12 protein-coding genes are annotated in these 13719 nt (G+C 46.6%); 8 read left to right on the top strand and 4 right to left on the bottom strand.

Annotated features, from left to right (window positions below; genetic code table 11):
- Nucleotides 1–159: 159 nt before the first annotated feature.
- Entirely contained in the window at nt 160–1509 is a 1350-nt protein-coding gene (locus tag ACJ2PR_RS16025; RefSeq protein ID WP_446858553.1) for a CHAT domain-containing protein, read from the bottom strand.
- A 265-nt stretch (nt 1510–1774) separates the two neighbouring features.
- On the opposite strand from ACJ2PR_RS16025, the gene ACJ2PR_RS16030 reads away from it, so the two are divergent.
- From ACJ2PR_RS16030 to ACJ2PR_RS16040, 3 genes are all read left to right on the top strand, one after another.
- Nucleotides 1775–3238, top strand: coding sequence for a protein kinase domain-containing protein (locus ACJ2PR_RS16030; RefSeq protein ID WP_446877736.1), 1464 nt, complete (start codon nt 1775–1777; stop codon nt 3236–3238).
- A 281-nt stretch (nt 3239–3519) separates the two neighbouring features.
- On the top strand, nt 3520–4224 hold the full coding sequence (locus ACJ2PR_RS16035) for a GUN4 domain-containing protein (protein ID WP_446877737.1): 705 nt from the start codon (nt 3520–3522) through the stop codon (nt 4222–4224).
- Nucleotides 4225–4256: 32 nt separating this feature from the next.
- Nucleotides 4257–5168, top strand: coding sequence for a COP23 domain-containing protein (locus ACJ2PR_RS16040; protein ID WP_446877738.1), 912 nt, complete (start codon nt 4257–4259; stop codon nt 5166–5168).
- Nucleotides 5169–5187: 19 nt separating this feature from the next.
- On the opposite strand, the gene ACJ2PR_RS16045 is transcribed toward ACJ2PR_RS16040, so the two are convergent.
- On the bottom strand, nt 5188–6126 hold the full coding sequence (locus ACJ2PR_RS16045; RefSeq protein WP_446877739.1) for a toll/interleukin-1 receptor domain-containing protein: 939 nt from the start codon (nt 6124–6126) through the stop codon (nt 5188–5190).
- A 280-nt stretch (nt 6127–6406) separates the two neighbouring features.
- On the opposite strand from ACJ2PR_RS16045, the gene ACJ2PR_RS16050 reads away from it, so the two are divergent.
- The 4 genes from ACJ2PR_RS16050 to ftsE all read left to right on the top strand — a co-directional run bounded on the left by ACJ2PR_RS16050 (nt 6407) and on the right by ftsE (nt 11173).
- Nucleotides 6407–8167, top strand: coding sequence for an FHA domain-containing protein (locus ACJ2PR_RS16050; RefSeq protein ID WP_446877740.1), 1761 nt, complete (start codon nt 6407–6409; stop codon nt 8165–8167).
- Between the two features lie 259 nt (nt 8168–8426).
- Nucleotides 8427–9074: a hypothetical protein gene (locus ACJ2PR_RS16055; protein WP_446858547.1), complete on the top strand. Its 648-nt coding sequence runs from the start codon at nt 8427–8429 to the stop codon at nt 9072–9074.
- Nucleotides 9075–9618: 544 nt separating this feature from the next.
- Nucleotides 9619–10452, top strand: a complete 834-nt coding sequence (locus ACJ2PR_RS16060) for a WecB/TagA/CpsF family glycosyltransferase (RefSeq protein WP_446877741.1) — start codon at nt 9619–9621, stop codon at nt 10450–10452.
- Between the two features lie 4 nt (nt 10453–10456).
- A complete protein-coding gene (gene ftsE, locus ACJ2PR_RS16065; RefSeq protein ID WP_446858545.1) occupies nt 10457–11173 on the top strand; it encodes a cell division ATP-binding protein FtsE in 717 nt (238 codons plus the stop codon).
- Between the two features lie 26 nt (nt 11174–11199).
- Here the strand turns inward: ftsE and ACJ2PR_RS16070 are convergent, their stop codons facing one another.
- Together ACJ2PR_RS16070 and ACJ2PR_RS16075 are read right to left on the bottom strand one after the other, a co-directional pair.
- Nucleotides 11200–11391, bottom strand: a complete 192-nt coding sequence (locus tag ACJ2PR_RS16070; RefSeq protein ID WP_446858544.1) for a DUF2949 domain-containing protein — start codon at nt 11389–11391, stop codon at nt 11200–11202.
- Nucleotides 11392–11774: 383 nt separating this feature from the next.
- The gene (locus ACJ2PR_RS16075; protein ID WP_446877742.1) at nt 11775–12143 is read right to left on the bottom strand and encodes a VOC family protein; all 369 of its coding nucleotides are present in this window, start codon (nt 12141–12143) and stop codon (nt 11775–11777) included.
- A gap of 201 nt (nt 12144–12344) precedes the next feature.
- Here ACJ2PR_RS16075 and ACJ2PR_RS16080 point away from each other — a divergent pair, with 201 nt between their 5' ends.
- The gene (locus ACJ2PR_RS16080; RefSeq protein WP_446877743.1) at nt 12345–13427 is read left to right on the top strand and encodes a class I fructose-bisphosphate aldolase; all 1083 of its coding nucleotides are present in this window, start codon (nt 12345–12347) and stop codon (nt 13425–13427) included.
- Nucleotides 13428–13719 lie beyond the last annotated feature (292 nt).

Genomic DNA, 13719 nt, shown 5'->3' on the forward strand with positions numbered 1-13719 from the left:
GGGGGCTGAAGCCGATTGAAACGAAGCGATTCCGGACTTGTGTGTACACGGTAGTCTTTATTAACGGGGGCAGAGAGAATCCCGGCATAACATCCCTTATCCCTCCTCGCGAAGCGGATTACCCCCAAAGGGGGAACAGATCATCGAAACTCGTCCCTCTCACCACGGATTCCCGATTACCGTAAACGCTGCCCAATAATAAGGGTGAGACAAATCGGTTGTCGCAAACCCTTCTAGCTCAGACGGCAACCTCACGCCTCTCGCTTGCATTGCCACACTCGTTTTTAGATTTACCCGCTTTTTCAACAAATCAAGTTGAGCCTGCCGCAAACCGTCGGCCTTGATCGGGGCCGTCTTGAGATGACGATAAAACTCACTCATCAAAACCAGCGTCCCCGCATCGCTGACTGACCAGAGACTGGCGATCGCCGCCTGCGCTCCCGACTGGACTGCAAACCCCGCAAACCCTAACTCTGCCCGCGGATCGCCCAATGCCGTTCGGCAAGCACTCAACACCAACAACTGCACGGCGGGAGCGCGCAAATTGAGAAACCTAACCTGATCAATTCTCAGTTGAGAATCCCAAAATTGGATATAAGACTCGTCTGCCTCGCCGGGCAAAAATTCTGCATGAGTGGCGAGATGAATGATGCCAAAGGGAGTCGCAGCGCGTTGGGCTTTGAGATTAGCCAGCGTAAAGTCTTGATTGAGCAGCGATTTACCTCGCCAAAGATTGCCCGTAATGGCAGAAAGCTCAACTGGTACAGCAGGCAGCGGCGCTTGATTTTTGAATTCTGATGCACCCATCGCCAAGATTTGAGTTCCTGCTAGGGAGGCGGCTCGACGATCGAGCAGATTAAACGCCGGAATAATCCCCAAACTGTACTTCTCAATCAGAAATTGTCGTCCATCATACAGGGCTGCTAAAGGCGCACTCCGCAGACCAGTTCCCAAACAGAAGATCAGGTGATCGATGCGCTGTGCCCTTAATTCGGACTCTAGTGGGGCAATCATCCAATTATAAAGTTGACGAGCCGCCGGAAGATAGTCACCCGGATCGCTCTCACGATTGACCACACCCAACCGAAACTCTTGCATCACTTGCAGCAACACTGTGCGATTGGCAGCCGAAACGCGACGATGAATGGGAGCCGCCCCCGGTGATACCAAAATTAACTCCAGAGCCGTCGGAGTCGGAATCATGTAAAAGAGCGCCGATCGTTTGCCCGTTTCACTCGAAAGTCTGCCTAATGTGCGAGCGATCGCGTCGGCTTCTAAAAGTTGGCTCGTCAATCGCCCTTGGTAATAATCTTCGTACTGCTGTTTCCAGCCTGTTTCTACGAGTCGAATGGCCGCTGGGATGTCTTTGCGATCGAGGGCCTGCTTTAATTCCTGTGGATTGGGACGAGGCGTAACTTTTTGCACCGCCCATCCCCGCAAGGGTGAATACAGCCCAATCAGCAAGCCGACCGTCACCAAAAACAACAGAATTCGCCTAAATACTTTCATTGCGTGTGTCCCTCTTTGTGAACAATTGTTCCACCGAGTCAAAGATTGGCTTTATCTCTTTTGCTCTATCTCTGATGAATCAGCTCCGCAGCCCTGTAATTCAGAAAAGAGAAAAATCACTTGAGCGTTGTACTCGCATGAGTCTTAATGATGGCTAAAATCGAATAGAGTGTTAAAGTTTAAGTACTTTTTCCTCCAAAAATTACAACGATTAAGTTGTGTATGTTATGAGAAGTTCAGAAAACGATGATCGATTAAGTCATCCATGATAGGTCAGGTATTAAGAGGACGGTACCGAATTATCGAAGAATTGGGACAGGGCAGCTTTGGCGAAACCTACATTGCTGAAGATCTTGACAACCGATTTAAACCTCGGTGTGTGGTTAAACACCTTAAACCTGCCAATCGTGATCCCGTTTTTCTAGAGTCTGCTAAACAACTATTTGACCGAGAAGCGGCAACACTGGCAGGACTGGGGAAGCAGGATCAAATTCCCCAATTATTAGCTTCCTTTGAGGAAAATCAAGAGTTTTATTTGGTACAGGAATTAATTGTTGGGCACCCATTAAGTGTTGAATTACCCGCAAATCATCGTTGGCAGGAAAGCAAAGTAATTCAGCTTTTAACTGAGGTTCTGAGTGTTTTGAAGATTGTGCATCAGCAGGGAGTGATTCATCGAGATATCAAGCCAGATAATTTGATGCGGCGGCAGTCCGATCGCAAGCTCGTGTTGATTGATTTTGGTGTCGTCAAAAAAGGCATTGTGGAAACGGGAAGCCAGGAACCAAAAAATCGAACGATTGTAGCCGGAACCTATGGTTATTTATCTGCTGAGCAAGAACGAGGTGATCCCAAGTTGAATAGTGATCTTTATGCCCTTGGCATGATTGCAATTCAAGCACTCACAGGAGTTCATCCCAAGGATTTGAAAACCGATTCCAAGACTGGAGAATTTGCTTGGCAACACCTGGCAACTGTTAGCCCAAAGCTGGCTAAAGTGCTGAATAAAATGGTGCGAGTCAATTACGCAGACCGTTATCAAACAGCAACTGAGGCATCAAAAGCGGTTCAAGAATTACAACCTAAACCTCTTAATTGGAGACTAATTAAGGTTGCAGGAGGGACAGTTGCAGCGAGTCTTCTAATGGTTGTTCTTGGAAACATTATCTCACTTCCTGGTGTCAACCCGCCTCCTACGGCATCTCCTTCGACAAGTCCAGGATCATCTGCACCAATAACTCCTCAACCATCAGGCGATCCCCAGAGGGTAAAAGAAGGCTACATCAATTTAGAGGAAGCTTTGAAAAAAAAAGATTTGAAAGAAGCGGATCAAATTACTTATGAACTGATGTTAGAGATTGCAGGTTCTCAATCCAAAAAGCAGGGACGGTTTGAAGAGAATGAGTGGAATAACTTTTCCTGCCCTGACCTTGGAAAGATCGATCAGCTTTGGCGTGACGCGACTCAGGGAACTCAAGGGTTCAGTGTGCAAAAGAAGATGCTAATTGAGGCAAAAGAAGTTCCACTGGATTATCAAGTCCGAGTAGGTTGGAAAGATGAAACAGAGAAGTGGTTAGTTAGACCAAAATATCAACCAGTTGAGCAGACTGTGGTTTACGAAAAAGAACCCGATTTCCAAAATCCTCCCCCTGGTCATCTACCTGCAAAGCTGGCTTGGTGGGATACAAGGGATCACAGATTTGAAAGAATCTATGCTTGTAAACTTTAAGAAATTCTTAAATTATACGATCGAGCGAAAAAGCTACGTATTACTACTCAGTAGTGTGGTATTGTCATGTTGCGTTCTGAAATTCGCAAGCTCCGAAGCATAAGTTGCAAAGTCTAGCCGATCAAGTTGTAGGGAAGTGAGGTATCAAAAAAGCAACTTTAGGAAGGTTAAGTTGGCTTCTTGATAGTCTTGTCTTGTCTCACCCATTGGCATGGTAGTTTCCCTCAACTAGCTATCCAGTTAAATAATTTGTACTGCTTCCTTAGACTGGTGGAAAAGTAATGAAATCAAGCATCGGTTTCTCGATTGTTTCTCTTGGAACGATAGCTTCAATTTGCTTGAGCAATGGTTTAGTTGCTCATGTAGAAGCACAGACAAGTAAAGGTGTTTTAACCTCACAACCCATTTTAGTTTCGCAGGCAGACAAGCCTAAGCCTACGGTTGAATCGAGTCCTATAGTTCAACCTACCCCTGAGTCCGCTCCCTCTAATCAGCCTTCTGACAAACCTTCTACTGAACAAGTTGATAACGATCCCTTTAAGGAATTGAAGCAAGCTTTAGAGCAGAAAGATTTCAAAGCAGCCGATCAAGCAACCTACAAACTAATGCTGGAGAGCGCAGGGCAAAAGTCAAAGGAGCAGGGTCGTTTTGATCAGCAAGAGTGGGAGCAGTTTCCTTGTAGTGATTTGCAAGCGATCGATAAACTCTGGGTTGATGCTACTGGGGGAACTCAAGGGTTTAGTGTACAAAAGAAAATGCTAATTGAGGCAAAAGAAGTTCCACTGGCTTATCAAGTCCGAGTGGGTTGGAGAGATGCGTCAGGAAAATGGTTAGTTACACCAAGGTACAGCGGTAGTAAAAAGACCGTTATTTACGACAAAGAGCCAAACTTTAAAAGCCCTCCTCCCGGACAGCTACCTGCAAAATTTGCTTGGTGGGATGCAAGAGACCGCAGATTTGAAAGAATCTATGCTTGCAAGTTGTAAAAGATTTCGCATAACTGAACTAGGGAAAAAAGATGAAGCTTTGGAACCATTATTTTCTTGTATTGTTAGGAACTTTAAGTTTCCTCAGTTTGACCAGTCAACAGAGTATGGCGGCGGAATTGCAATCTAGCAAGGACATTCTAACTTCGCAAGCTAGTCCTCAGACAACGACTGAACCCTCCATACCTGCTCAACCAGCCAGTACGGTACCTGAAATTCAGCAACCCGAACGAATTCCAGTATTACCAACTCCTGACTCAGAACTACTCTCTCAAAAAGCGCCAGTACTACCAACTCCCGACACGCCAGAACCTGTCTCCACACCAACAGTAGTGAGGCAACCTACCCAGCGACCTCAACCGATAAGTGTTGCATCTACATCATCGGAAGTGATCAGTGCGCCAGTTGAGGTTGCGTCAACTTATGAATCTAGTACCTCTGAGCCTAGTACCTCAGCAGAAGATGCCCCAGTTTCCGTTTCCCCTCCTGAAGATGCTCCCCGTACCCCTAGTACAATGAACCAGAGCCAGGGAACAAAGAAACTGAATAAATTGGGGCAGCTAACGTTTGTTTGTGGCAGCGACAACGGAACTCCTAAAACCATTGCTAAATTGAACAACCGTGAGTTGGGAGTAATCCTTTGGACTTCGACAGCATTTAATGCCAAGGGATTTGACCCCCAAACGCGATGCAAGCAAGTCTCTGCAAGATTTGAAGAATACAACAAAGCTAACCAGTTAGTCTACCTCACCAGTGGCAAGCTGAACGGACAGGTTGTTATCTGCGCTACGACTAAGGAGGCTGGTGGCTGCGGAGATATTTCACCTTATGACGGCTTACTATTTACCCTGCAACCTAAGAGCAATGGTCAAGAAGTACTAGAACAGCTATCTAATGCGTTGGCAATTGAGGACAATACACCCACAGAACCTTTGAAGGAGTGAATGTCTTGTGTGAAGTGACTTAGTTTTTGAGTAATTTTTGACCGATTACCCAAACTGTCACTTCACAGAACATTGCACCAAGGAACATTGCAAAAACTGTAACTTCTGTACCTGTGAGGGGATTACTTTTTTGATGGCCTGCAAATGCCCAAATTGTCCCTACGATCGCTCCTCCAACTGTGACTAACAGGAAAAAAGATTGTCGTTGAATGGAAGAGTTGCTACGCTGTAATGCAAGTCCTGTAACTAATCCATCAATGGCTCCGGCCAGAATACCAAGCATGGCAAATGTGAGGGTTATATTTTCAGCTTGCCCCCGACTGTTAGATGCCAAGACGATATTCCCAATCCCAAGCCAAAGCAGCCAATTAACACATTTCAACCCCAGCGATATCCAATCTATAACTTTTCTCTTAGGAGGCTTCGGTGGTCTTTCCAGCTCTGTTGAACGATCTGTTGGAAATGGTACACGCTCTGGGACTTGTCGCTGCTCAAATACTTTGCCTGGAAAGCTGGGTCTTAGTTGAGGTACTGGAAAGATGGGTTTTAGTTGAGGTTTCATACGACCGTCTTTCACGGCTGATAGCAGCCTTTGCTGTGCCTCTGCTTCATTACAGTCAAAGATGTCTATATGGACAATCTGCCTCAGTATTCCGGGTGGATTGCAGTCCTCAACTCTCACTGGAAGAAGCTTTCGCTCTTGGCTAGTTGGGTCTTGAGCAAAAGCGGCGGCCCACTCCGACTGTGGAAAAGGTTTTTGCAAATAGAGTAGTGATAGAACAGCAATCGTACGACTCGCTTCAGCCATTGCGCGCTGCATGTCTAGTACGAAATTGCCGCCTGGTCGAAAATCCCATGCCTGAATCACCACCAAGTATCCTGCTTCCTCTAAAGTCCAGGCAATCCATTCCGCCCAAGCTCTATCTTCGCCCGTGTAGCTGATGAAAAAATCTTTCATGGTATCGACAAATGCTCAAGCGTTATGGTTATTTTAGTACACCCTTCTAAGAACTACAGACTCTCTTCTGACTCGCTAACAGAAGGCAAAGATTGCTAGATTTTGATGGCAATCTCTGCTGAGTACAACTTAAAATTACTGGTGCATTTCTTAAATTTTGTTGAACAACATATAATACAGAGAAATTCTCAGTAGATGATGAAAAGAATAGCTCTAGTAGACGAAAAGTTACGAATTGCAAGCTCCGAAGGTTGCACCATCACAATTTGGAGATATCATCATGCCCAAGAAATTTCGTTTCCCGTTTGTTGCCCCAGTTCTTTTGTTAACGGCTTGTTCTCAATCACTTTTTACTCAAAAACCGCAACAACCAGATCTAAAACAGAAACTTCGAGAGTATTCTGAACCAGCAGTGGTTCGTGTAGCAGTAGCCTGCTTTGCCGAGTACTATTATTATCCTACAAAAAGGGAAAAGCCAGATAAACCTAATGAAGAAGTTAGAGGCGACTACCCTACAAACGAATCAGATGGTTATTACTTGGGAACGGGTTACTTTATCAACCCGGATGGATATCTTGTAACAAGTGCAGTTTTGGGGCAGTTTGCTCAACAATTTGATGATAGGGCAAAATGTAGAAGTAAATTGATAGATAGTATTCTTAAAGGCATTACAGTTCCAGACAAGGATAAGCAAAGGGAGCTTACTACTGGGGAGAGGGAAGACATTAAAAAATCTTTGATGGACAGGGGAGTAGCTGAACCAGGAAACGGAAAAGTAATTGAGCTAGAAGATGAAGCCATCCAATACTCTAGTGATGTTATTTTTTCGGGCGGAGAAAGACTTCCCTTTACCCTTAAATCAGTTAGCGGAACGGGAACGAAAAGCGAGAATGTTGCGCTCATCAAGGTTAATGTTACAAATGCACCTGCACTGAAGTTTGCTGACTCTGATCCAGCAGGACTTCAGGGTAGTGTATGGGTATTTGGCTATGCCCCAGATGCAGAGCTATTTGATCCAGACAAGGCCAGAGCTAACAGAAAAAAAACTGAATTGGAGTTTGTCAGAAACTTTTTAAATGAAAAAAGGCAACTGGATTCGAGTATTTCAGACAGATCTATTTCGAGTACACCAACCCAAGACAATATCACTACCCTACTGATTGATCAAAGATTGCAGTACGGTATGTTAGGCAGCCCAGTACTGAATGCGAATGGTGAAGTCCTTGGAATGGTAACTGGTGTTGGTAGTAGCTACACGACTGCCACTCCTGCACGCACAATTAAAGGGTTTATTAATGTTCCCAATAATCAGGGGGAAACTTCTCAAAAATATCGCAGTGCGCTAGATTCTTTCTGGAAAGGAGAATACTCGCAAGCGGATGCATTACTTAAACAAGTCCAATCTTTATTTCCACAGTACTCAAAGATTGCCACAAAGATTCAAAAGAATCAAGCAGAATCGGCTTTGCACCCAGACAACCCGCTATTACCTTGGATATTGCTAGCTGGGGTGGGTTTGCTGGGGATTCCGACGATCGCCTACCTTCTCTTACGTCGTCCGCCCCAATTACAGCTAGTCTCTCACCCGCCTGAAGCTGATTCTTTTGATCGTACCAACAACGATAACCGTCCCAAAACTCGTCCTGGCAATCCTGACCCAACCAAAGTAAATCTCAAACCATTTATTGAATTTAGCTACAAAGATCAAGACCTTCAGTTTTATTTAGGAGAAGAGGTCTACCATCTAGGACGAGATTCAGACTGGTCAAATTTTGAGATTCCCAACAGTTGGAGCTTAATCTCTCGACACCATGCCGTCCTTCGCAAAGAAGGATCAGACTACCGTCTCTACGATGGTGATCAAGAAACTCCTAGCGCTAATGGTAATTTCGTGAATGAAACCCGCGTCACAACCAGAGAGGGCTACCTATTACGTCATGGGACTCAAGTCAAAATAGGCCCCGATCGCAATCCAATTCTCCTCACCTACTTTAATCCCATGCACAAGCAAGCCGACCCTACACAAATTGCAAACGCATAACTTTTCGCAAATTCTATGCGGGATGAGTACTCAGTTTTGTGGAGCCGTCCCGCCTTTTCTGCGATGTCAAAGGGTGATTTAGAAGGGCACATAACGGTACTTATGGAATCCTGAAACTATAACATTCAAGAAATTGTTTTTGGGGGGCGTGATCTCTTTCAGTCACCTGCAAAAGACCGCTGCATAAACGTAAACCGATCGACGTGTAATCCTCTGGTCACGAAGTTTGACTTAGTTCAATTCATCTTAAGAGGTTTCCATGTCGTATCATCTACCCCCCATATTGAAAAGAAGCGCTGCCTTGACGACTAGCTTTTTGGCGATCGCTGCTACGACCCTAAGTTACCAGGTTCAGGCTCAAGAAGTGCCAGAGGTCAAGTTTCAGCTTTATCCAGTCCAGCAGTTTGTGAAGTGTATGGCGGCTGATCCCTACGTGACTCCAACTGTTGATGTGGCGGTGACACGGGGCAGTCGCAACGACACGATGAAAGTGACGCTCAAAGGCTTTAAGCCGGGTCTTCAATTTGATTTGTTTTCGCTTGAGAACAGTCTACAACTTGCCGACGGTAGTCTCGATCCCAACTTCAAAGGCTTTGGACTCGTCTGGTATCAGTCAGATCTGCGACCTGGCAATACGACAGTTAAGACAATTCTTTTGGATCAGATTTTTGGGTTTGATTCTGCGGTTGGTCTCAAACCGACCAAAACATTTCATCTAGGGTTCTGGTTCAACAATCCTGAAGACGCTAAGGACTGTGGATTTGACCCGTCTAAACCGACTCCCTTCAACGGCGAACAGAAAGCTGGCCCTCTAGCATTTATCACTCGTCCCGTTCTTCCGGCTGGTCTGGGGCCACTGTGTACCAAACCCAATACATCCACAGTTCCGGCAACCTGTGATCCTTAGTCAGGTCTGGATTGGATGGAATTTCTCGCTTCGGTTGTGAATCGGGTCAGCCCCCCAAATTCCCCACAAGTGAAGGACTTTGAAATGAACCGCTCTTGCCTTAAAGTCTCCCAGAATTGCTGCCGTGTACACACACGTCGATCGAACTGTCATTGCTGAGATCCTTCGCCCCCTAAATCCCCCAAAAATGGGGGACTTTGAGCCGTCGTCCTGGCTTTGAACTTTGGAAATCTTTCCTTGGTCAAAGTCCCCCAGAATGGGGGATTTAGGGGGCTGAAGCCGCCTGAAACGAAGCGACAACGACTTGTGTGTACACGGTAGCAGAATTGGGGGGTGGGGGCAGAAGATTTCAACACCGAAGCAAAATTTTTTTATTGAATTCACGTCTGAATTTACGTCGATCGCTCAAAGAATCCCTCGATCGTTGTGCTCTATTGATAGAAGCGATTCTCACCATCTTTTATCCTTCAACCACAAAGCGATCGTTCTACTCTGATCTTGGGCTATAATCCATTGCCTGAGAAGCCTGAGATGAGACACGATCGTGAGCAAAACCGTGAGCAAAACAATGTCAGCCGGACTATCGGTTTTGGGTCTGCCAATTCATTTAGTAGATGACTATCCAGGGTGGTTGGTCGATCGGCTACATCAACAAAAAGGCTGTCATGTGGTAACGCTCAACGCTGAGATGACCATGCAAGCCGAATACAATCCCCCGCTGGCCGAGATCATTCACCATGCAGAACTGGTCATCCCCGATGGGGCCGGTGTGGTGCTCTATCTCAAACTTCACGGCAAACAAGTCACCCGCTGCCCAGGTATTGAGCTATCAGAAGCTCTGCTTAAACAATCCGCCCGATTTAACACCGACCTTCAATCCCTCACTCCTCACTCCTCACGCCTCACGCCTCACCCCTCCCATTGGTCAGTCCTCTTTTATGGAGGCGCTCCGGGTGTCGCAGAGCAAGCGGCCCAAGTTCTACAAAAACAGATGCCAGGATTAGCGATCGTGGGCACTCAACACGGCTATCTCACCCCCGCAGAGGAGCCGATTTTTTTGGAAATGTTACAAACGCTGCAACCTCGTTTAATCTTTGTGGGGTTGGGCGTGCCACGTCAAGAATTGTGGATTGCTCAACATCGTCACCTCTGCCCCAATGCGGTCTGGGTTGGTGTGGGCGGCAGTTTTGATATCTGGGCTGGCACCAAATCGCGCGCCCCTGCCTGGTTAGCAGACAATCACCTGGAATGGCTCTATCGGCTCTATCAAGAACCCTGGCGCTGGCGACGAATGCTGGCTTTACCTAAGTTTGCTTGGCGAGCGATCGTCTATCGATTTACCCAAAAAAATCCGGTCAGCAAGAAACTGGAGCAATGATTTTATGACACAGGTTTTGAGCGATCGTCCCGTTAGCCAGACTCAGACGGCTGAGAGCATTATTCAATTACGCAATGTTAGCAAGCTTTATCGCAACGGCAGTCAAGCGCTAATCGAGGTCAATCTGACTGTGAAGCGGGGCGATTTTTTATTCATTACGGGCCCGTCTGGTTCTGGAAAGTCAACCTTGCTTAAACTTTTGTATGGAGAGGAGCGGGCTTCGCAAGGTGAAGTGATTGTGGATCAAGATTCGCTGACCAAACTGCGGGGCGATCGGCTTTCTCATTTGCGCCGCCGGATTGGGATTGTGTTTCAAGACTACAAGCTGATTCCACGGCGGACGGTGACGGAGAATATTTCGTTTGTTCTCTGGGCGCAGGGCTACACGCGCAAGGAAATTCATCGACGGCTACAGCCTGCTCTCAAAATGGTGGGGCTGACACACAAAGCGGAGTGTTTTCCTGAAGAGTTGTCGGGCGGAGAGCAGCAAAGGGTGAGTATTGCACGGGCGATCGTGGGCACACCTCCCATTCTTTTAGCCGACGAGCCAACCGGAAACCTTGACCCTGACAACTCGTGGCAGGTGATCAAAATTCTCAAAAAGCTCAATCAAATTGGGATTACAGTCATTGTCACGACTCATGACGAAAGTTTGATTCGGCTGTCAAACCATCCCGTCGTGCAAATTCGCAATGGGCGGATGTATTCGGTGAATTATTAGAGTGTAAAGTCGTCTGAGCCGTGAACTCAAAGCTTTTCTAACCAATCAAAAATCTGATCAAGCTGAGTTAGCGTGACCAAACCGTATTGCCACAAAATCATCGGCAGCACGGTCGTATTTTGCTGAGATTGGCGCAGAGCAAGGTCGATCGCGGGGGCAGGCAGTGCGAGTTCTTCTTTTAAGAATGTGACTAAATCAAGTCGTGTGGTTTGTTCCATAATTTTCCTTCACCCTTCTCAAAGACTATATTAAACGAGTATTAATCTATGTAACAATTTCTCACAAACTTCAAATCCTTCTCAGGATGTAGGTTCTAGAGATTAGAAGCGTTGAGTTTTATGAACTTCTTCGTCTCGGCTACAAATCCACGGACTCCTAAATCTTCCACGGCCTCCTAAATCTCCCCAAGCAGAAAACTTTGAACCAAAGCTCTTGTCTTAAAGTCCCCCAGAATTGGGGGGTTGGGGGGCAGAAGATTCAAACATCGAAGCGAAAAAACTTCTATCAAACTCACACAAAAGCAAGATTGATCTCTTCGAGTTACCTGCCAGGAGTCCAGCGTTCTCAATCCTTCCTATTAATTCAGTCTTGATTTCGGAATTTATGCAGGCTGAAAGAAGATCAAGCGATTGCCATCGGGATCGTAAGCATAGATTTCTTGCCCGTGGGCGGCGGTGATGACTTCTCCAAGGGGACAATTCAACTCAGATAAATGGGCGATCGCCACTTGCAAATCTTCAACCTCCAAACAAAAGCTGAGAATGGGAAAGGAGCGATCGGTTACTTCTGACAACAACAGTTCTTTAGGTCTGGGTTTGTAGATTCCGAGTCGTAAGCCTGCGATCGCAAACTCAGCGTAAGTGTTAGCAATCTGAGAAATCGGATCTTGATTCAAAAGAGAGCGGTAAAACTGAAGCGATCGCTCAAAATCTGTTGCCGCTAAAGTCACCCACGCCGATCGCACCTTCATCAAGACAACCCCAAACCGAATCTTTCTATCTTGGCTGTTTTCCTGACTAAAGACGCAAGCAAAATTCTACACAGACGCTAGATTAAAGAAGGCTTGAAGGGTTTGATTCATCCCTCCTCGCGGAGCGGATTACCCCCAAAGGGGGAACAGATCATCGAAGTTCTCCTTCATCCCTCATCCCTTCTATAGAGGTTTTGTGCAATGACCGCTACACTCTCTGCACCTCAGTCGATCGAGTCCTGGCTGGGTGATGAAGCCGAAGATTTGCTGACCCACAAGGCAAAAGTTTCTAAAGATTTACTGCATCTACCGGGCCCCGATTTTGTCGATCGCATTTTTAGTATCAGCGATCGTTCTCCCCAGGTGTTGCGAAGTCTCCAACAACTTTACTCGTTTGGACGGTTGGGCAATACTGGCTATCTCTCGATTTTGCCCGTTGATCAGGGGATTGAGCATTCTGCTGGGGCATCGTTTGCGCCCAATCCCATTTACTTTGACAGCGAGAGTATTATCAAACTGGCGATCGAGGCAGGCTGTAATGCAGTTGCGACGACGTTGGGCGTTTTGGGCAGTGTTTCTCGCAAATATGCTCACCGCATTCCCTTTATCACCAAGCTCAACCACAATGAGTTGCTGACGTATCCCAATCAGTTTGATCAGATTATGTTCGCTTCGGTCGAGCAAGCCTGGAATCTGGGATCAGTCGCAGTCGGCGCAACCATCTACTTTGGCTCACCCGAATCGACCCGCCAAATTCAAGAAGTCAGTCGAGCCTTTGCTCGCGCTCACGAACTGGGAATGGCAACCATTCTCTGGTGCTATCTGAGAAATCCAGCGTTTCAGCAAGACAAAGATTATCACCTAGCGGGTGATCTAACGGGTCAAGCGAACCATTTGGGCGTGACGATCGAAGCCGACATCATCAAACAAAAACTGCCCGAAGTGAACAATGGTTATGGCGCGATCGCCCAAGCAACGGGACACAGCTACGGCAAAACCAACGCCCGGATTTATTCTGACCTGACGACCGATCACCCGATCGACCTCACCCGCTACCAGGTGTTGAATTGTTACTCAGGACGGATGGGGCTGATCAATTCAGGGGGCGCATCGGGTAAGAATGACTTTGCGGAAGCGATTCGGACGGCTGTCGTCAACAAGCGAGCGGGTGGAACTGGCTTGATCTCAGGTCGCAAAACATTTCAGCGGCCAATGGAAGAAGGGATCAAGTTGTTTCATCAGATTCAAGATGTCTATCTCTCGCCAGATGTCACGATCGCCTAACAACGGGCGGCAGAGTTAAGCGTTTTGAGGTATACCTGATTACAGAATAAAATTCACGGGTCGCTTATCAGAGTATTGTTTTACTTTGATAAAAACAGACTGAGACTGACAGGAAATCGCTATGGATCAGGTTGATAAAAATGGGAAGGCATCCGGTAAAGTCATGAACTTCAGACTTAAAGCTGGCTCCTTCTCATTTTTTTTGCGATCGTGCCGTTTCCGTAGGTTTCAGTCTTGGACTACACTTCATAAAAGACCTCTTGCTTAGTCCAATTGGGGCTTGGTAAGGCTG

It is taken from the genome of Phormidesmis sp. 146-33, from assembly GCF_052939515.1.